The sequence below is a fragment of the Alteraurantiacibacter aquimixticola genome (assembly GCF_004965515.1).
GTDB lineage: Bacteria > Pseudomonadota > Alphaproteobacteria > Sphingomonadales > Sphingomonadaceae > Alteraurantiacibacter > Alteraurantiacibacter aquimixticola.
Genome location: NZ_SSHH01000002.1, coordinates 319,719 through 338,728, shown reverse-complemented (window position 1 = coordinate 338,728; position 19,010 = coordinate 319,719). Strand labels below are relative to the sequence as shown.

Genomic DNA, 19,010 nt, shown 5'->3' with positions numbered 1-19,010 from the left:
CCAGATTATTGCAAGGAGTCGAGTATGTTCCTTTCCGGAAAACGTGCCCTCGTCACCGGATCGACCTCCGGCATCGGCCTCGCCATGGCCCGCGCGCTGAAGGCCGAAGGTGCGGGACTGGTGCTCAGCGGTTTTGGCGATCCGGACGAAATCGCCGCCTTGCAGGAGGAGCTGGACGCCGGCTTCAGCGGCGCCGACCTCGCCACCGCTGCGGGTTGCGAGCAGCTGATGGAAGAGGCTGGCGATGTAGACATCATCGTCAACAATGCCGGGATGCAATTCGTCTCCCCGGTCGAGGAATTCCCGGTCGAGAAGTGGGAGAAGATCATCGCCCTCAATCTCGGCAGCGCCTTCCACACCGCGCGCCTTGGCGTGCCTTACATGAAAAAGGCGGGCTGGGGCCGCATCATCAACACCGCCTCGGCGCATTCCAAGGCGGCGAGCCCGTTCAAGACGGCCTATGTCTCAGCCAAGCACGGGCTGGCGGGGTTGACCAAGACGCTGGCGCTGGAACTTGCGGAGTTCAACATCACCGCCAATTGCATAAGCCCCGGCTATGTCTGGACCCCGCTGGTCGAAAACCAGATCCCCGACACGATGAAGGCCCGCGGCCTGACGCGCGAAGAGGTCATCAACGATGTGCTGCTGGCCGGACAGCCGACCAAGAAATTCGTGCAGGTGGAGGAGGTTGCCGCCATGGCCCTCTTCCTCTGCCGCGACGAGGCGCAGAATATCAACGGCGCGAACTGGAGCGTCGATGGGGGGTGGACGGCGAAGTAAGAGGAGGTGGGTATGGTTGATGATCCCAAGACTTTAATGAAGGAAGTTCGGCGCAAGGAGCGGCAAATCATGCGATCTGCCGCCTCCTTCCTGGTGAAGAGCCTGTTCCGGCGAGAAGTGCGCGATACGGCCCACTATAAAGAGTGGCTCGATATGCCGATGAACTATGCGCGGGTGATGGAAATTCCCATCACGGAGCTGATGCTCGATCCAGGCGAAGGCGAGCGGATCCTCGACCTTTCCAGCCCCAAGATCCTGTCATTGCGTCTGATGGAACAGGACGATCTTTCCTTGATCGTCAGCGACCTTGAAGATTACTTCCTGAGCGACTTCGAAACATATTCGGACCTGTTTCCAGCAGATCCAGAGCTGACCACCATCGATGCGAGCTCGAGGATACCCTATTCAGACAACTACCTGGACAAGGTTTTTTCCGTATCCGTTCTCGAGCATATCCCGGACGAAGGAGACAGGACTGCGGTCGAGGAAATGGTCCGGGTCGTTCGTCCGGGCGGGAAAATCGTTCTCACGCTCCCTGTCTTCAAGGAATATTGTGAGGAGTGGACGAAGAGCAGCGCATATTGGAGGTCGGTCAGCGATGAGGAAGGACGATCCTTCTTCCAGAGACGGTACGACAAGTCCGCTTTCGACCAGCTTGTTGAGCATGACGAGGTAGATGTGGACTATGTCCTCATTGCGGAAAAGCCACTGCGCGAACCGGAAATTTCCGACGAAGGGCTGATGATTCACAATTCCTACCTGATCAGCGAGGTTGGCCTTGCCCGATTTTTCCGGAAACTTCGTCGCCGGAAGATACCCTTGACCGGCTGGGCCGCCGAACGTGTGGTCTCGGGGCGCTGCCACTACCTCACCAAGGACTGGAGCGATCCCAATATACGCCAGGTGGCGGCACAACTCAGCATTGGCGGTCACTAGCTGACGCAGCTGCTCCCGCTGCCTGGGGAGCGACTCAGGACTGTTGTCATAACCCCGTGGCAACTACGTATTAGTCCGATTTCGAAACATATCTCCTTGCGCGATCTCGGTAGAATTACTACATCTTCGTCGTCGCAAAAAACCTAATTAAAACAACAGATTGGCCCTCCGCCCATTCGGTGTGCGGAGGGGATTCGAGTGCTTATGGCAGAAATCCCGGTCCCGCATGGGAGCGAATTTTCGCAGCTGCAGTCCCTTGTCGATCGGGTGCAGCAAATCGAGCGCAGGATCTCGCATTTGCCGCAGTCGAACAAGCAATCGCAGCCGACCGATATCGACCTCGCGAGCATTGCTTCGGCGATCTATCGCGCGCGCCGCAGGAGAAGCCGTTTCCTTCCCGAAGCCCTGTTTGCAGAACCGGCGTGGGACATGCTGCTGGAGCTGTTCGTCACCCAGGCCTTTGGACGGCAGGTCAGCGTCAGCAGCATCTGTCTTGCAGCCGACGTTCCCCAGACCACGGGCCTTCGCTATCTCGAAATCCTCGAGAAGGTGAGGTTCGTCGAACGCCGCTACATGCCAGGTGACCGGCGCGTGAAAATGGTCAGCCTGACCCAGCTGGGCTACAAGGTCATGCGGGCCTACCTCATGGACGGGATCGGCAATGCCGAAGTCCCGCTGCCCGCTTGATGCGACGGGTAGCGAAGGCGCCATTGCCCGCCGTCTTCGCTTATTCGGGGCTGATCGCCACCACCCCCTAGCGAATGCCACATAGTGCGTTTACATGGGCCGCCACGAATCGAAACACGCAAGCTTTGGTGGCACCCATGGAAATCGAGACCGGCCTTACTTTTGACGACGTCCTGCTGAGGCCGGCGGAGAGCGACATCCTGCCCTCGCAGGCGAACACGAAGACGCAGCTGACGCGCGGCATTTCGCTCAATATCCCGATCCTTTCGGCCGCCATGGACACGGTGACAGAGGCCGAGATGGCCATCGTCATGGCGCAGATGGGCGGCATCGGCGTGCTCCACCGCAACCTAACCATCGAAGAACAATGCGCCGCCGTGCGCATGGTCAAGCGCTTCGAAAGCGGCATGGTGGTGAACCCGATCACGATCCACCCCGACGCCACTTTGGGTGAGGCGCAGGCGATCATGACGCAGAACAGGATCAGCGGCATTCCCGTCGTCGACAATGGCGGCAAGCTGGTCGGCATCCTGACCAATCGCGACGTGCGCTTTGCCGACAATCCCCAGCAGCCGATCAAGGAGCTGATGACGAGCGACAACCTCGCCACCGTCAGCGACGGCGTGAGCCAGGAGGAGGCGCGCAAGATCCTGCACCAGCGCCGGATCGAGAAGCTGCTGGTGGTCGACAATGACTATCACTGCGTCGGTCTGATCACGGTGAAGGATATCGAAAAGGCCGTGCTCAACCCCGATGCGACCAAGGATGCCGGGGGCCGCCTGCGCGTCGCCGCCGCGACTACGGTAGGCGACAAGGGTTTCGAGCGGACCGAGGCGCTGGTCGATGCCGAATGCGACGTGATCATCATCGACACGGCGCACGGCCACAATAAGGAAGTCGCCCGTTCGGTGGAGCGGGTGAAGAAGCTGTCCAACTCGGTGCAGGTGGTGGCGGGCAATGTCGCCACGGCCGAAGCGACGAAGGCGCTGGTCGGGGCGGGCGCGGATGCGGTGAAGGTGGGCATCGGCCCGGGCTCGATCTGCACCACGCGCATCGTTGCCGGTGTCGGCGTGCCGCAGCTGACAGCGATCATGGAAAGCGCCGCTGCGTCGGGCGACGTGCCGATCATCGCCGATGGCGGGCTGCGCACCTCGGGCGATGCGGCAAAGGCGCTGGCGGCCGGTGCCTCCACCGTCATGGTCGGATCGCTGCTGGCAGGTACGGAGGAAGCTCCGGGTGAAACCTTCCTGTACCAGGGCCGCGCCTACAAGGCCTATCGCGGCATGGGCAGCGTGGGCGCGATGGCGCGCGGCTCTGCCGACCGCTATTTCCAGCAGGACATCAAGGACCAGATGAAGCTGGTTCCCGAAGGGATCGAGGGGCAGGTGCCTTACAAGGGCCCGGCGCGCGACGTGGTCCACCAACTGGTGGGCGGCATCAAGGCGGCGATGGGCTATACCGGTTCCGCCACGCTGAAGGACCTCGCCGGCTCCAAGTTCATCCGCATCACCAATGCGGGGCTTTCCGAAAGCCATGTCCACGACGTTTCGATCACCCGCGAAGCGCCGAATTATCCGACGCGCTAGGCCATGAGGCCTTCCGCCCGAGTCCAGGCCGCGATCGAAATTCTCGACAAGGTGATCGAGGCCGCGCGCTCGCAAGGCGCTCCTGCTGACCGCATCCTTGCAGACTGGTCGCGCGGCAATCGCTATGCCGGATCGAAGGACCGGCGCGCCGTTCGCGAACATGTCTATGCTGCCATCCGTGCTTGCGGGGAGGTGCCATCCTCGGGCCGCGCGGCGATGCTGCGCGTCGCCGAGGAGGAGCCAGAGCTGGCGGCATTGTTCGACGGTTCGCAATATGGCCCCGCCGCGATAGCCGAGGGCGAGGCGGTGGCCGATGGCGGTGTCGCTCCCGAATGGATCGAGGACCGGCTGATCGCCGCCGATATCCCTGAGGAAGAGGCCGCAGCACTGCTCGGCCGCGCGCCGCTCGATTTGCGCGTGAACACGCTCAGGGCCGATCCGGATACGCTGGGGCTTCCGGAAGAGGCGGAGCAGTTGCAGGTGCCCAATGCGCTGCGCCTGCCTGCGGGCACGCAGGTCGAGCAATGGCCCGCCTTTCGCGATGGCCTGATCGAAGTGCAGGATGCGGGCAGCCAGACGGCCTGCCTCGCCGTGGGCGCGCAGCCGGGCGAGCTGGTGATCGACCTTTGCGCAGGGGCGGGCGGCAAGACGCTCTCACTCGCCGCCGCGATGCGCAATGAAGGCACGCTGATCGCCTGCGATACCGATCGCGGCCGCCTGTCGCGCCTTGCCCCGCGTGCGGAGAGGGCCGGGGCCGAGATCGCCGATACGGTGCTGATGAACCCGGGCAAGGAAATGGACGCGCTCACCGGCTGGGTGGGGCAGGCCGATGCCGTGCTGGTCGATGCGCCGTGCTCTGGCACCGGCACATGGCGGCGCAATCCGGAAGCGCGCTGGCGCCTCTCGCCGGGTGAATTGCTGCGGCTCGTGAAACTGCAGGAGCGCCTGCTGGGCATCGCCGCGCAACTGGTGAAACCGGGCGGCAGGCTTGTCTATGTCACCTGCTCGTTGATCGATGAGGAAGGGGCGGGGCAGGTGGACAGGTTCCTCGCCGCCAACCCGCGTTTCCATACCGAAACGCTGCAGCTCCCGCTCGGCCGCCCGCGAGGTAAGGGAATCCGGTTAACCCCGCATCACGATGGGACGGACGGATTTTTCATCGCCAGTTTATCTTGCACATGATAATTAAGTAACCATCATGACAGTCAGAAGCCTGTCCAACTGGCCCGCACTCAAGGAGTTCGTGATGCGTTACACCCCCGCCGCCGTCGCCCTTTCGCTGTTTGCTGCAGTGACGTCGAGCGCGAGCCTGGGCGCGGGTTACGAGGCGGATCCGCGGGCAGATGCGCTGGTGGCTGAAGGCCGCGCGGCGCTGGAAAGCGGAGATACGCAGGGCGCGATCGACGCTTTCGAGGCGGCGCTGACGGTCGATCCGGGTTTCAGCGCTGTCTATATCGACCTCGCCGATGCCGCGCGCCGCGATGGGTTGCAGGGCAAGGCGATCCACTATTACCGTGAGGCGCTGGAGCGCGATCCGGAAAACCTCGCCGCCATTTCGGGCGAGGGTGCCGCACTGGCCGAGCGTGGCGCGGTGGACAATGCCCGCGCCAATCTCGCCAAGCTGGAAAACATGTGCGGCGCGGACTGCATGGAGACGATGGAACTCGCCTCCGCCATCGAGCGCGGGCCGGTGGAGCAGGTGGCTACCGCAGAAGCCGCGATGCAGGACCCGGCGACGACCGCCAACTGATCACAGTTTCGGCAGGAACCCCGCAACCACTTCCTCGTAGATCGCCCGCTTGAAGGGCACGATCAGTTCGGGCAGCAGTTGCGGCTCGACCCATTTCCAGTCGCAGAATTCGGGGTGCTTGTGCGCCTCCAAATCGATGTGCTTGTCCTTGCCGGTGAAGCGCACGCAGTACCAGGTCTGCCGCTGGCCGATGAACTTGCCGCCCCACAGCTTGCCCCGCAGCTCTTCGGGCAGGTCGTAGAACAGCTCATGGTCCAGAGTACTGATGATCGAGAGGTGCTTCTTCTTCACCCCCGTCTCCTCGCCCAGTTCGCGGAACATGGCCTTGTCCATGTCTTCCCCCGGATCGACGCCCCCCTGCGGCATCTGCCACCAGTCGCCCTCCTGGTTGTCGATACGCTTGCCGACGAAGGCGTGACCGGCCTCGTTCACCATCATGGTGCCGACGCAGGGGCGGTAAAGGGCGGGATCGGGTGTGCTCATGCCATGCCAACTAGTCAAAGCGGTGGAGCATTTCCATGCTGGCATTGCGGCCCGGACAGAAAAACTTGATTGCGGCACTCTGGGGCGGTGCCTAGGTGGCACGCCGATATTGGCTTATGGCGCGTCTTTCGCGCTGAAACAGGATTCGACGATGGCAACCCAGGCGGCCGACAAACCGGCTCTGAAAACCGAAGGCACCGCGCCCGATGCAGTGGTGGTGCGCTTTGCCGGCGATAGCGGCGACGGCATGCAGCTGACAGGCGGGCAGTTCACGCTCTCCACCGCGCTGGCGGGCAACGACCTCGCCACTTTCCCGGACTTCCCGGCAGAGATCCGCGCGCCGCAAGGCACGCTGTTCGGCGTCTCCGCCTTCCAGATCAATTTCGGCAGCCGCGAGATCAATACGGCCGGTGACGCGCCCGACGTGCTGGTGGCGATGAACCCGGCGGCGCTGAAGGTGAACCTCGATGCGCTGAAGCCCGGCGGGCTGATCATCGCGGACACGGGCGAGTTCACGAAGCGAAACCTCGACAAGGCGAAGTATGACAGCAATCCGCTGGAAGACGGCAGCCTTGCCAAGTGGGACCTGCTCGCCTTCGATATTTCCGCGCTGACGATCGAGGCGGTGAAGGATTTCGGCCTCGGCAACAAGGATGCGCTGCGGTCCAAGAACATGTGGACGCTGGGCCTGGCGCTGTGGATGTTCGACCGCGACCGGCAGCCGATCATCGATTGGCTCAAGTCCAAGTTCAGGAACAAGCCCGAGATTGCGGACGCCAATATCGCCGCGCTCAATGCCGGCCATGCTTATGGCGAAACGGCGGAGCTGTCCGGCCCGCTGCGCCAGGTGCAGGTCGCTCCGCTTCCGGCAGAGCCCGGCCTTTACCGCACGATCACCGGCGCCGAAGCGGTTTCGCTCGGCCTTGTCGCGGGCGCGCAGCTGGCCGGCCTGCCGATGTTCTTCGGCGGCTATCCGATCACGCCTGCTTCGGCGATCCTGCATCACCTCGCGCGGCTGAAGGAATTCGGCGTCACCACCTTCCAGGCGGAAGACGAGATTGCCGCCATCTGCTCCGCCATTGGTGCGAGCTATGCGGGCCAGCTGGGCGTTACCAGCTCGTCCGGCCCCGGCATTGCGCTGAAGGGTGAGGCGATGGGCCTTGCGGTGATGACAGAGCTGCCGCTCGTCATCGTCAATTCGCAGCGCGGCGGCCCCTCCACCGGCCTGCCGACCAAGACAGAGCAAAGCGACCTGTACCAGGCCGTCTATGGTCGCAATGGCGACGCGCCGATCCCGGTGATCTCCGCCTCTTCGCCCGGCGACGTGTTCGAATGCGCGATCGAGGCGTGCCGCATCGCGGTGGAATACATGACCCCGGTAATGCTGCTGACCGATGGCTATATCGCCAATGCTGCCGAGCCGTGGAAAGTGCCCGATCCGGACAGCTTCGCGCCGTTCAAGGTCGAGTTCCTGACGGAAAAGAACAATGGCGACCAGCTGCTGCCCTACAAGCGCGACGAAAACGGCAAGCGCCCGTGGATCAAGCCGGGCACGCCCGGCCTGATGCACCGCATCGGCGGTATCGAGAAGCAGGAAGGCACCGGCAATATCGACTATTCGCCGGAGAACCACCAGGCGATGACCGATGCCCGCAAGGACAAGATCGACGGGATTTCTGTGCCCGACCAGCAGGTGACCGTCGGCAATGACAGCGGCAAGCTGCTCGTCGTGGGCTGGGGCTCCACCTTCGGGCCGATCCGCCGCGCGGTGAGCAATTGCCGCGCCCGCGGGTTGGATGTCAGCCACACGCATTTCCGCCATATCTGGCCGCTGCCCGCCAATTCGGGCGAGCTTCTGCGCCGGTTCGACAAGGTGCTGGTGCCCGAAATGAACACCGGCCAGTTCAAGACCGTGCTGCGCGACCAGCTGCTGGTGGATGCGCAGCCCTATACGAAGACGAGCGGCCAGCCTTTCAAGATCGCCGAGCTTGAAGCGGCGATTGAGGAGGCGCTGAAGTGATGCGCTCCACACACTCCCCGTTCGCCCTGAGCTTGTCGAAGGGCCGTTCTTCTTTTTCTGCGCCGCTCCCGAAAGGAAAAGCGGGGCTTCGACAGGCTCAGCCCGAACGGGTTGAGGAGGCTGCACTGTGAACGAACTTACCAAAGTCGAAACCACGCTCAAGGACTGGGAAACCGATCAGGAGGTACGCTGGTGCCCGGGTTGCGGGGACTATGCGATCCTGAAGGCTGTACAGCGCACGCTGCCGCAGCTGGGCGCCGACCCGGCGAACACCTGCTTCATTTCCGGCATCGGCTGCTCCAGCCGTTTCCCCTATTACATCGAGAGCTACGGCTTCCACACCATCCACGGCCGCGCGCCCGCTTTTGCGACCGGCGTGAAGCTGGCCAATCCCGATCTCGACGTGTGGCTGGTGACGGGTGACGGCGATGGGCTCTCCATCGGCGGCAACCATTTGATGCATGTGCTGCGCCGCAATGTGAACATGCAGATCATGCTGTTCAACAACGAGATTTACGGGCTGACCAAGGGCCAGTACTCGCCCACCAGCCGCGAAAATACGCGCTCGCCGTCCACGCCGCTGGGCTCGGTCGATCACCCGACCAACCCTTGCGCCTTTGCGCTGGGCGCGGGGGCGCGTTTCGTCGCGCGCGGTTTCGACGTGTCGAAGAATCTGCCCGACGTGCTCAAGGCCGCGCATGCCCACAAGGGCGCCGCCTTCATCGAGATCTTCCAGAACTGCATCGTCTACAACAAGGATGTGTTCGACGATTTCGCCGCGCCGAAGGGGGCGGAGGATCGCCAGCTGTGGCTGACCCATGGTGAGCCCATGCTGTTCGGCAACCAGAAGACGGGCGAGATCAAGGGCCTCAAGCTCGATGCCGCGAACTTCCGTTTCGAGGTGGTCGATGTGGTCGATGGCGACTGGCAGGCCGCCGGTGTGCAGGTGCATGATGCGACCAATCGCATGCTCGCCCATATGCTGGTGGAGCTGCCTTTCGGCCCATTCCCCATGCCGCTGGGCGTGATCTATGACGATCCCGCGCCGACCTATGAAAGCGCCGTGATGGCGGAGAAGGCTCGCGCGTCAGAAGGCAAGGATACCAGCCTCGCCAAGCTGCTCGCCAAGGGGCAGAGCTGGACGGTTGAGTAGGGTGAGGTTCCTTGCCGCCTTGTGCCTGATCGCCTTCGCGGCGGTTAGTGGGGTGGCGAAAGAGGAAGCCGACCCTGAACCGATCTTCTCGCTGATGATCGGTACTCCAGACCGCGTACAGTACCTTGGAGACGACCCGCGCTGTACCGGTGAGGCTGATGAAATTTGTCTGAGCGCTCTCGTCAGCAGCAGGTTCTCCAACACTAAGACTTTGGCAGGACCTGATGTCGGGACAGGGCGGGAAATCATGTATACGCTTAGTGGCCAGCGCGTTCGACTTCCCGACATGCTGATGGTCGTCCGGCATCAATCTGACGGTTCTCTGATCGCCGTTGAGTGGGAGTACTTTCTCACGAAGCAGGCTTGTCTTCGAAAGGAGTGGTTCGGACAGCGCTGTTGGGCTGTAGAATAGCTCATGGACAACCTGACCCATTCGCTCGCCGGCGCGCTGCTCGGCCAGTGCGGCCTCAAGCGCAAGACGGGTCTAGCCATGCCCGCGCTCATCATCGGCGCCAACCTGCCCGATGTCGATGCAGCCTGCTTCCTGTGGCTGGAGGGGCACGAGCATCTCGGCTTCCGCCGCGGCATCACGCATGGTCCGCCCGCATGGCTGCTGCTGCCGCTGGCGCTGGCGGGGCTGCTCTGGGCCTATGACCGCTGGCAGGTGAAGCGTGGCACGCGGCCGGAGGGGCGGCTGCCGGTCAACTTCAAATGGCTCTACCTGCTCAGCCTGATCGGTTGCCTGACGCATCCGGCGCTCGACTGGATGAACGTCTATGGCGTCCGCTTGTTGGAGCCTTTCAGCAGCCGCTGGTTCTATGGCGATGTGCTGTTCATCATCGACATCTGGCTGTGGGCGCTCTTGATCGGGTCGGTGTGGTTCTCGCTCAGGCGCGAGAAGCGGGGCGGCGAATGGATGAAGCCCGCGCGCGTCGCGCTGGTGGCGATGCTCGCATATATCGGGCTGAATGCGGGGATTACGTGGAATGCCGAGCGGCAGGCGGCGGGCGAGGGCGAGGTGGTGATCGCCAGCCCCGAGCCGCTCACCTTCTGGACGCGCGAGATGATCGTAGGCGGCAATGGCCGCTACACGGTGGGCGGGGAGCGCCGGGGCGACTTCGACCTGACCGATGCGGACAAGCCGGACATCGTCGCCGCCGTGCCTCAGGCCGGGCCATTCCTGTTCTGGTCGCGTACGCCCTTGGTCCATGTTGCCGATGACGGGCGCTACCTCCTAACCGATGCGCGCTATCTGGCGCGCGGGGAGGGCACCTTCACGCTGGAGCTGCCCGCCGAGGTTTGCGAACCGCAGCCGCTCGCGCCGGAGCCCGATGGCGGATAGGTCGGTTCGCCTTCGCACAAGCTGAAGGGAAACGACGTGTCCGAACCGCAAATCGTCTGGCTACGCCGCGACCTGAGGCTCGCCGACCAGGCCGCCTTCCACTGTGCCGCACAAGCGGGTCCGGTGATCCCGGTCTACGTGCTCGACGACGAGACGCCGGGTGACCGCAGGATGGGCGCCGCCTCGCGCTGGTACTTGCACCATGCGCTGGAGGCGCTGGCGAAGGACCTGCACCGCCACGACATGCAGCTCGTGCTTCGGCGCGGCAGGGCGGTGGACGTGCTCTGCCAGCTAGCAGAGGAGACCGGCGCGAAGACCGTTCACGCGCTGCGTCACTACGAGCCATGGTGGCGCAATGCTGAGGAAGAGCTGTCAGGCAGGCTCGACCTGTGCCTCCATGATGGCAACTACCTGCTCCCTCCCGGTACGGTCACCACCGGTTCGGGCAGCCCCTACAAGATCTTCACCCCCTTCAAGAACGCAGTCTTCGCCGCCATCGACAGCTTCGACATCCTCCCCGAACCCAAGCTCTCCGCGCCCGACAGCTGGCCGAAGTCAGACACACTCACCGAGTGGAACCTCCTCCCCGCCAAGCCCGACTGGGCGGGCGGCATGCGCGACTTCTGGACCGCAGGCTCCGCCGCCGCGATGGAGCGCTTCGATGCCTTCATCGAGGTGATCGGCGACTACAAGGAGGACCGCGAAAAGCCCTCCCTCGATGGCTCCTCGAAGATGAGCCCGCACCTCCATTTCGGCGAAGTCAGCCCGCGCCAACTGTGGCAGCAGATCGCCCAACACCGCAGCGACGGCGCGCGCTTCTTCAAGGCCGAGCTCGTGTGGCGCGACTACGCCCAGAACCTCGCCCTGCAATTCCCCGCCTATGGCGAGACGCCCTATCGCGACGGCTATGACCAGAGCTTCTGGCGCAACCCCAATCGCGGCCACAGAATCGAGGAGGACCTGAAGGCCTGGCAACAGGGGCGCACCGGATACCCGATCGTCGATGCCGGAATGCGGCAGTTGTGGCAGACCGGCTGGATGCACAACCGCGTGCGCATGATCGCGGCAAGCTTCCTCATTAAGCACCTGCTGATCGACTGGCGCCATGGCGAGCGCTGGTTATGGGACACACTGGTCGATGCCGACTACGCCTCCAACGCCACCAACTGGCAGTGGGTCTCCGGCACGGGCGTCGATTCCAACATGTTCGTGCGGATCATGGCCCCGCTTTCGCAAAGCGAGAAGTTCGATGCGGGCGACTATATCCGCCAACATGTCCCCGAACTCGCCGATATCGACGATCCCTATATCCACGATCCGGAGGCGCATGGCTGCAAGCCTGCCGGCTATCCGGCGAAGATCATCGGCCACAAGGAAGGGCGCGAACGGGCGCTGGAAGCCTATCGCGCGATGAAGGGGTGAGCCTTGCAACCGCATATGCCGATGCGCATAAGGCAGGCATGGCGACACGGGGTGAGGACAGGCGCGGCGCAGGATTACTGCAATCGGGACAGCGGTTTGGCGCGCGTCCCGGCCTCTTCGCGCGCCTGCTCGCCCCCGGCTTTCGCAAGCTGCTCGACCGGATAGACGAGGGGCTGGAGAGGGGCACAATTCACGGGACCTTGCCTGATGGATCAAAGGTCACGCTGGGCGGCCGCCAGCCCGGTTTCGAATGCGAGGTCCGCCTGAATGATTGGCGCGCGCTGATGCGGCTCGCGACCGGCGGTTCGGCCGGTTGGTACCAGGCATGGGAAGCGGGCGAATGGGACAGTCCCGATCCCGTCCCCCTCTTCGCCCTGTTCATGGCCAATGGGGAGGCGCTGGGCGAGACCGGCCGCGCCAAGGGACCGTGGCGCTGGGCCGCGCGCGCTTTCCATGCGCTCAACCGCAACACCAGGGCGCGGGCGGAGCGCAACATCCACCTGCATTACGACCTCGGCAATGACTTCTATGGCGCATGGCTCGATCCGACCATGAGCTATTCCAGTGCGCTTGCAGTGGGCGAGGACGGGCTGGAAGCAGCGCAAAGGCGCAAGTGGCAACGCTTGTCCGAACGGCTCGGCACGCCTGATACACTGCTTGAGATTGGCTGCGGCTGGGGTGCGTTGGCGGCGCATTTCGCCGACCAAGGCAGCGACGTCACCGCGATCAGCCTGTCCGACGAGCAGCTGGACTGGGCACACCGCCTCCATCCCAAGGTCAATTTCCGCAAGCAGGATTATCGCGACGTATCCGGCCAGTTCGATGCCGTGGTCAGCGTGGAGATGGTCGAGGCGCTGGGCCGCGAATACTGGCCCACTTTCATGGATTGCCTCGCCCGCAACCTGAAGCCCGGCGGCCGTGCGGCGATCCAGTATATCGCCATGCAGGAGGAGCTGTTCGACGGCTATGCACGCAATGCCGACTTCATCCAGGCCTATGTCTTCCCCGGCGGCATGCTGATCCGTGCGAGCGAGTTCCGCCGCCTTGCCGAGGAGCGCGGGCTTGCATGGACGGACCAGGAGGATTTCGGCGAAGACTATGCGGAGACGCTGAAAGCCTGGCGCCTCGCCTTTGACCGCGCGGTAGCGGAGGATCGCCTGCCTGCCGGGTTCGACGAGCGCTTCTGCCGCTTGTGGCGCTATTACCTGCAGTATTGCGAAGGCGGCTTCCGCGGCGGCGGCATAACGGTGAGCCAGGTGACGCTGGTGAAGGGCGCGTGATCGCGTGAGCAAGTGGTTGAAGCGTGGCGCGCTGGCGCTGGGCGTGCCTCTCGGCATTGCGGCGGTCGGCTGGTTGGCACTGGACGACGACCAGCGCGCACTGGTCGCTACCATGCCCACCGATACCGATATCCTCTTCTGGAACGACGAGCAGCGCGCGGCGGGTTTCCGCATGCTCGACCGACTGGGTTGGCTGGTGGATTCGCGGGTGATCGCTGCGGGCGGGGAAGTGTTGGCGCTGCCTGCAGGCGAGGACATTACGCCCGATCTCGATCTCGACCTCGATGCATATATGGCCAGCCAGCGCTCCGCCGCCATCGTCGTGGTGCAGGATGGCGAGGTCGTGCTCGAACGTTATGGCCTCGGCTTCGGGCCGGAGGGGCGCTGGACCAGCTTCTCAGTCGCCAAGAGCCTTACCTCGACGCTGGTGGGTGCGGCGATCAAGGACGGCGCGATCCAATCGCTGGAAGACCCGGTCAGCAGCTACATTCCGGACCTGCGCGGGTCGGCCTATGACGATGTGACCATCCGCCAGCTGCTGACGATGAGTTCCGGCGTGCGCTGGAACGAGGACTATTCGGATCCGCAATCGGATGTCGCCCGCTTCAATGCGCATGAGCCTGAAGAAGGCGTGGACGCGACCGTCAGCTATATGCGCGGGCTGGAGCGCGAGAGCCCGCCGGGCGAGCGCTGGGTCTACAAGACCGGCGAGACGAACCTGATCGGCATTCTCGTCAGCGAGACGACGGGCAAGCCGCTGGCTGAATATTTGTCGGAGAAGGTCTGGCGCCCCTTCGGCATGGAGCAGGACGCCACATGGCTGCTCAACCCCACCGGCAATGAGATCAGCGGTTGCTGCATCCAGGCCGCAACGCGCGACATGGCGCGTTTCGGCCTGTTCGTGCTGGCGGACGGTGTCGCGGGTGGCCAGCGCATGGTGCCCGAAGGCTGGTTCGCCGAGGCGACATCAACGCATTACGATACCGACCGCGCGCGGCGCAATTACGGCTACCAGTGGTGGACCTATGCCGATGGCAGTTTCGCCGCGGGCGGCATCTTCGGGCAGGGGATCTTCATCGATCCCGCTCGCAACCTCGTGATCGCCAGCAATGCCAACTGGCCGCTCGCCACCGATGACGAGGGCAGGGGGCTGGAGCGCGACCTGTTCTACCAGGCCGTCCAGCAAGCCGTCGATGTCAGGAATGCCCGAAGCGCGCCGGCCGCAGCCGACGCGCTTCCGGAGCTTTCGCAAGCGAATTGATCAGCCGCGGTGCGTGCCGTCGCCGCGATAGCGGGCGAGGATGTTGTCGTGGACGATCGGGCTCAGCAGGTTGGCAAATGCACAACCACACTGGCCGTTTTCCCACCACACGACTTCGGCCTGCAGCGATTCGAGACCCGGCAGTGTCAGCCAGCAAATGGCACCGGGGTGCATGCGGGTGACGGCCGTGGCCGAAAAGCCGGAGAGCGACAGGTCGTTCACCACAGTCTGGAAAGAACGCATTCCCGATGCGCGCAGTTGCGCGGGAATGACAATTTTCGTGCGCGGTGCGCAGCGATCTTCTTGTGCGGCAACGTCATATCGCCCCTGAGCATGTTCTAGAGTGCTCATTGCGGTATCCCTCAAGCTGTTGCTTCAAACACAAGATCATCATGACCTTGCTGAGGGCAGGATGCGTCCCAATCCTTACCAGGAACTTGCCAGATATGGTTAAGCTGAAATTGACACTCTTTCGCGGTGGAGGTTCTCGAAATCCTCCGCCAGCAGTTCGGCGATACGCGAAGCCACGGCTTCGGGCGGCTTGACCGTCTGCGGGTCTTCGCCGGGATAGGCACGGGCGCGCATGGCGGTGCGAGTCGCACCTGGATCGACGATGGCGACGCGCGTTTCGGAGATGCGGCCGATCTCCTGCCCGTGGCTCATCAGCAAATTGTCGAAAGCGGCCTTGGTCGCGCCGTAAGCGCCCCAGAAAGCGCGTGGTTCCGCGCCGACCGAGCTGGTGAGGCCGATGATCCGGCCGTGCTCGCTGCGCTTCAGCAGCGGGTCGAATGCGGCGAGCAGCGCCTGCGTTGCCAGCACGTTGAGCGTCAGCGCCTGGTTGAACTGCTTGGCGTCGATCTGGGTGACGGGCGTCAGCGTGGGCAGCATGGCGGCGCTGATCACGAGGATGTCCAGCCTGTCCCAGCGTTCCGCGATCGCGTGGGCGAGGCGCCCGATCGAATCGCTCTCGGTAAGGTCCATCGGCGCGATGGTGGAACTGCCACCTTCCGCGTGGATCGCATCCTCGACCGCTTCGAGGTCCTTCACGTTGCGCCCGGTGACGACGACATGCGCGCCGGCTTCGGCAAGCGCCTTGGCGGTAGCGGCGCCGATGCCCCGGCTGGCCCCGGTGACCAGGGCGATGCGGCCTTCCAGTGCTTTGTCAGCCATGTCAGGCGACCTTGCCCACCGGCAGTTTCAATTGGGCGTCCTCTTCGTGCCGATCGGCGAGGTCGGTCAGTGCAGTGGGATAGTCGCCGGTAAAGCAGGCGTCGCAATATTGCGGGCAACCGTTTTCGCGCCCGGAAAGACCCACCGCGCGATAGAGCCCGTCGATCGAGACGAAGGCGAGGCTGTCGGCCTGGATGAATTCGCGCATGGCGGCCAGGTCCATCCGGCCTGCCAGCAGCTTGGAGCGTTCGGGCGTGTCGACGCCGTAATAGCAGCCATGGCCGGTAGGCGGGCTGGCGACGCGGAAATGCACTTCGCTGGCGCCCGCATCGCGCATCATCTGCACGATCTTGAGGCTGGTGGTGCCGCGCACGATGGAATCGTCGATCAGCACGATCTTCTTGCCTTCCACCAGCAGGCGGTTGGCATTGTGCTTGCGCTTCACGCCCGCATGGCGTGCGCCGTCCGAAGGCTGGATGAAGGTGCGGCCGACATAGTGGCTGCGGATGATGCCCAGCTCGAAGGGGATACCCGATTGCTGCGAATAGCCGATTGCCGCCGGCACGCCGCTGTCCGGCACGGGAACCACGAGGTCCGCTTCCACCGGCTTTTCCTTCGCCAGCTCCATGCCGATGTTCTTGCGCGATTCGTAGACCGAGCGATCGTTGAAGATCGAATCCGGCCGGCTGAAATAGACATGCTCGAAAATGCAGGGGCGCGGGTTGATCGATCCGAAGGGGCGCGAACTGCGCACGGTGCCGTCGAAATCGACCTCGACGAATTCGCCCGGATCGATCTGGCGCAGGAACTCGGCGCCGACCACGTCCAGCGCCACCGTCTCGCTGGCGAAGATGGTCGCATCGCCCAGCTTGCCCATCACCAGCGGGCGGATGCCCAGCGGATCGCGGCAGGCCATCATCCCGCGCGGCGTCATCACCACCAGCGCATAAGCTCCTTCGACGAGGCGCAACGCATCGACCAGCTTGTCCATCATGGTCGGATAGCGGCTGGTGGCGACGAGGTGGATGATCACTTCCGTGTCGGAAGTCGACTGGAAGATCGCGCCCTTGTTCACCAGCTCCTGCCGCAGCTTGCGGGCATTGGAGATGTTGCCGTTATGCGCCACGGCAAAGCCGCCGCTGGCAAGATCGGCATAGAGCGGCTGGACGTTGCGCAGCCCGGCGCCGCCGGTGGTGGAGTAGCGCACATGGCCCGCAGCCATATGGCCGGGCAGTTCGGCAATCGATTCGCCGGTGGCGAAGTTATCCGCCACATGGCCGAGCCCGCGCCGAGTGAAGAACTCAGTGCCGTCGAAGCTGGTGATGCCCACCGCTTCCTGCCCGCGATGCTGCAGGGCGTGGAGGCCCAGCGCGCAGGTTGCGGCAGCTTCCGCGCCGCCAATGACGCCGAACACGCCGCATTCCTCGCGCAGCTTGTCGCCGTCGAGGTCGAGGAAGGGATGGGTAAAATTTGTCATGCGATGGATGCTGCATCTCGCAAGGTGGACCGGCGCTGCCCCCAATGGCAACGCCAGGGAGTAATGACAAGGCGCGAGACGGCATTTGAGGCGATTTTGTTACATTTCATACCGCACATGTGACGCGCATGTCGCGCCGAGGCGCCTGCAGCGCCGCCTCGAGCAAGGGATAGGTTAAAGGAAAATGGTCGGGGAGAGAGGATTCGAACCTCCGGCCCCTGCCTCCCGAAGACAGTGCTCTACCAGGCTGAGCTACTCCCCGACCGGATGATCCGCCGTGATGGCGGTCCGGAAGGCAGGCGCGAGCCTATAGAGAGCAAGTTTGGGCCATGCAAGGCAGGATTCACGCTTCTTTTCACAGCCACTGCCGGCAAGGCGATTTCCGCCCGTACGCAGCGGGGAAAAAGAGTGAGGATGAGGCAGTGGAGTGGCTGGAATCCCCCGCCTGCCGGTGATAGCCGATAGATATGAGCGCTCCTGCACGATCCCGCCCCGACCACCCCGAATGGCAATATCTCGACCTGATGCGTCACATCTGGGAGCATGGGGACCAGCGGATGGACCGCACGGGCGTGGGCACGCGCTCCGTCTTCGGCGCGCAATTGCGCTTCGATCTTGGCGCTGACCGAATCCCGCTGCTCACCACCAAGCGCGTGTTCTGGAAGGCCGCGGCGAAGGAAATGCTGTGGTTCCTCACCGGCAACACCAATATCCGCCCGCTGCTGCAGGTAGGCGTGACGATCTGGAGCGACTGGCCGCTTGCCAAGTACCGCCAGCAGACCGGTGACCAGATGGACCAGAAGGATTTCGAGGCGCGGATCGTCGAGGATGAGGCCTTTGCCGCGAAATGGGGCGATCTCGGCCCCGTTTATGGCAAGCAATGGGTCGATTGGCCGACCTACGAGTCGGATGGCGAGGGCAAGTTCATCGCCGGGCCGGGAATCAACCAGGTAGCGGGCGTGGTCGAAAGCCTCAGGACCAATCCGGGTAGCCGCCGCCATATCATAGAGGGCTGGAACGTCGCCGAGCTCGACCGCATGGCGCTGCCGCCGTGCCACAAGACCTACCAGTTCCATGTCGCGGGGGAGGGCGATGCGGCACGGCTCAATTGCGCGCTCTACCAGCGCAGCTGCGATGTCGCGCTGGGCCTGCCCTTCAACCTCGTCGGGGCAACGATTCTCACGCGCATGATCGCACAGCAGGTGGGCTATCAGCCGGGCGAGCTGGTGTGGATGGGCGGCGACACGCATCTCTACCTCAATCACGCGCACCTGGTAGAAGAGCAGCTTTCGCGCGAACCCGATGGCGAGCCGACATTCGCGATCCTGCGCAAGGCGGAGGACATTTTCTCCTATCGTTTCGAGGATTTCGAAGTGCGCGACTACGCACCGCAAGGGGTGATCCGGGCGCCTGTCGCGGTATGATTCCGGCGGTCGGTTAGCGCGCAATCCGGCCTTTTTCACAAGATTGCCAAAGGCGAGTTGACAGGCATTTGGAGCTGCCCTAGAGGCGCCTCTCCCAAGCGGTGCAACGCCCCCTTGAAACCAAGGTTTTTGCGGGTGTAGCTCAGTTGGTTAGAGCGCCGGCCTGTCACGCCGGAGGTCGCGGGTTCGAGTCCCGTCACTCGCGCCACTTGGGTCCCCTCCAAAATCATGAGGATGCG

Annotated in this window: 17 protein-coding genes and 2 tRNA genes; 14 read left to right on the top strand and 5 right to left on the bottom strand. The window is 63.6% G+C overall.

Annotated features, from left to right (window positions below; genetic code table 11):
* Positions 1-24: 24 nt before the first annotated feature.
* The 6 genes from E5222_RS08065 (at position 25) to E5222_RS08040 (ending at position 5,739) form a co-directional block, all read left to right on the top strand.
* Positions 25-780 carry a 3-hydroxybutyrate dehydrogenase gene (locus E5222_RS08065; RefSeq protein ID WP_136693252.1) on the top strand — a complete coding sequence of 252 codons (756 nt, stop codon included), beginning with the start codon at positions 25-27 and terminating at the stop codon, positions 778-780.
* 12 nt (positions 781-792) lie between these two features.
* The gene (locus E5222_RS08060) at positions 793-1,716 is read left to right on the top strand and encodes a class I SAM-dependent methyltransferase (protein ID WP_136693251.1); all 924 of its coding nucleotides are present in this window, start codon (positions 793-795) and stop codon (positions 1,714-1,716) included.
* A gap of 204 nt (positions 1,717-1,920) precedes the next feature.
* Positions 1,921-2,403 carry a helix-turn-helix domain-containing protein gene (locus E5222_RS08055; protein WP_136693250.1) on the top strand — a complete coding sequence of 161 codons (483 nt, stop codon included), beginning with the start codon at positions 1,921-1,923 and terminating at the stop codon, positions 2,401-2,403.
* Positions 2,404-2,540: 137 nt separating this feature from the next.
* On the top strand, positions 2,541-3,989 hold the full coding sequence (gene guaB / locus E5222_RS08050; RefSeq protein ID WP_136693249.1) for an IMP dehydrogenase: 1,449 nt from the start codon (positions 2,541-2,543) through the stop codon (positions 3,987-3,989).
* 3 nt (positions 3,990-3,992) lie between these two features.
* Entirely contained in the window at positions 3,993-5,171 is a 1,179-nt protein-coding gene (locus E5222_RS08045; protein ID WP_136693248.1) for an RsmB/NOP family class I SAM-dependent RNA methyltransferase, read from the top strand.
* A gap of 16 nt (positions 5,172-5,187) precedes the next feature.
* Positions 5,188-5,739: a tetratricopeptide repeat protein gene (locus E5222_RS08040; RefSeq protein ID WP_246021618.1), complete on the top strand. Its 552-nt coding sequence runs from the start codon at positions 5,188-5,190 to the stop codon at positions 5,737-5,739.
* Here the strand turns inward: E5222_RS08040 and E5222_RS08035 are convergent, their stop codons facing one another.
* Positions 5,740-6,222 carry an RNA pyrophosphohydrolase gene (locus E5222_RS08035; RefSeq protein ID WP_136693247.1) on the bottom strand — a complete coding sequence of 161 codons (483 nt, stop codon included), beginning with the start codon at positions 6,220-6,222 and terminating at the stop codon, positions 5,740-5,742.
* Between the two features lie 151 nt (positions 6,223-6,373).
* Between E5222_RS08035 and E5222_RS08030 the strand changes: the two genes are divergently transcribed.
* The 6 genes from E5222_RS08030 (at position 6,374) to E5222_RS08005 (ending at position 14,700) form a co-directional block, all read left to right on the top strand.
* Entirely contained in the window at positions 6,374-8,242 is a 1,869-nt protein-coding gene (locus tag E5222_RS08030) for a 2-oxoacid:acceptor oxidoreductase subunit alpha (protein ID WP_136693246.1), read from the top strand.
* 127 nt (positions 8,243-8,369) lie between these two features.
* Positions 8,370-9,395, top strand: coding sequence for a 2-oxoacid:ferredoxin oxidoreductase subunit beta (locus E5222_RS08025; protein WP_136693245.1), 1,026 nt, complete (start codon positions 8,370-8,372; stop codon positions 9,393-9,395).
* Between the two features lie 415 nt (positions 9,396-9,810).
* Positions 9,811-10,737 carry a metal-dependent hydrolase gene (locus E5222_RS08020; protein ID WP_136693244.1) on the top strand — a complete coding sequence of 309 codons (927 nt, stop codon included), beginning with the start codon at positions 9,811-9,813 and terminating at the stop codon, positions 10,735-10,737.
* 36 nt (positions 10,738-10,773) lie between these two features.
* Entirely contained in the window at positions 10,774-12,159 is a 1,386-nt protein-coding gene (locus E5222_RS08015) for a cryptochrome/photolyase family protein (RefSeq protein WP_136693243.1), read from the top strand.
* 38 nt (positions 12,160-12,197) lie between these two features.
* Entirely contained in the window at positions 12,198-13,439 is a 1,242-nt protein-coding gene (locus E5222_RS08010) for an SAM-dependent methyltransferase (protein ID WP_136693242.1), read from the top strand.
* A 4-nt stretch (positions 13,440-13,443) separates the two neighbouring features.
* Complete coding sequence (locus tag E5222_RS08005; RefSeq protein WP_246021616.1) at positions 13,444-14,700, top strand: serine hydrolase domain-containing protein; 1,257 nt, start codon at positions 13,444-13,446, stop codon at positions 14,698-14,700.
* Here E5222_RS08005 and E5222_RS08000 read toward each other — a convergent pair whose 3' ends face one another.
* From E5222_RS08000 to E5222_RS07985, 4 genes are all read right to left on the bottom strand, one after another.
* Complete coding sequence (locus E5222_RS08000; protein ID WP_136693241.1) at positions 14,701-15,051, bottom strand: PilZ domain-containing protein; 351 nt, start codon at positions 15,049-15,051, stop codon at positions 14,701-14,703.
* 99 nt (positions 15,052-15,150) lie between these two features.
* The gene (locus E5222_RS07995; protein WP_136693240.1) at positions 15,151-15,870 is read right to left on the bottom strand and encodes an SDR family NAD(P)-dependent oxidoreductase; all 720 of its coding nucleotides are present in this window, start codon (positions 15,868-15,870) and stop codon (positions 15,151-15,153) included.
* A 1-nt stretch (position 15,871) separates the two neighbouring features.
* Positions 15,872-17,347 (bottom strand): amidophosphoribosyltransferase, encoded by a 1,476-nt coding sequence (gene purF, locus E5222_RS07990; RefSeq protein WP_136693239.1) that lies wholly within the window; start codon positions 17,345-17,347, stop codon positions 15,872-15,874.
* A gap of 185 nt (positions 17,348-17,532) precedes the next feature.
* Positions 17,533-17,609 (bottom strand) — tRNA-Pro (locus E5222_RS07985).
* A 205-nt stretch (positions 17,610-17,814) separates the two neighbouring features.
* On the opposite strand from E5222_RS07985, the gene thyA reads away from it, so the two are divergent.
* Together thyA and E5222_RS07975 are read left to right on the top strand one after the other, a co-directional pair.
* Positions 17,815-18,771 carry a thymidylate synthase gene (gene thyA, locus E5222_RS07980; RefSeq protein WP_136693238.1) on the top strand — a complete coding sequence of 319 codons (957 nt, stop codon included), beginning with the start codon at positions 17,815-17,817 and terminating at the stop codon, positions 18,769-18,771.
* Between the two features lie 131 nt (positions 18,772-18,902).
* Positions 18,903-18,979, top strand: a tRNA-Asp gene (locus E5222_RS07975).
* Positions 18,980-19,010: the final 31 nt, after the last annotated feature.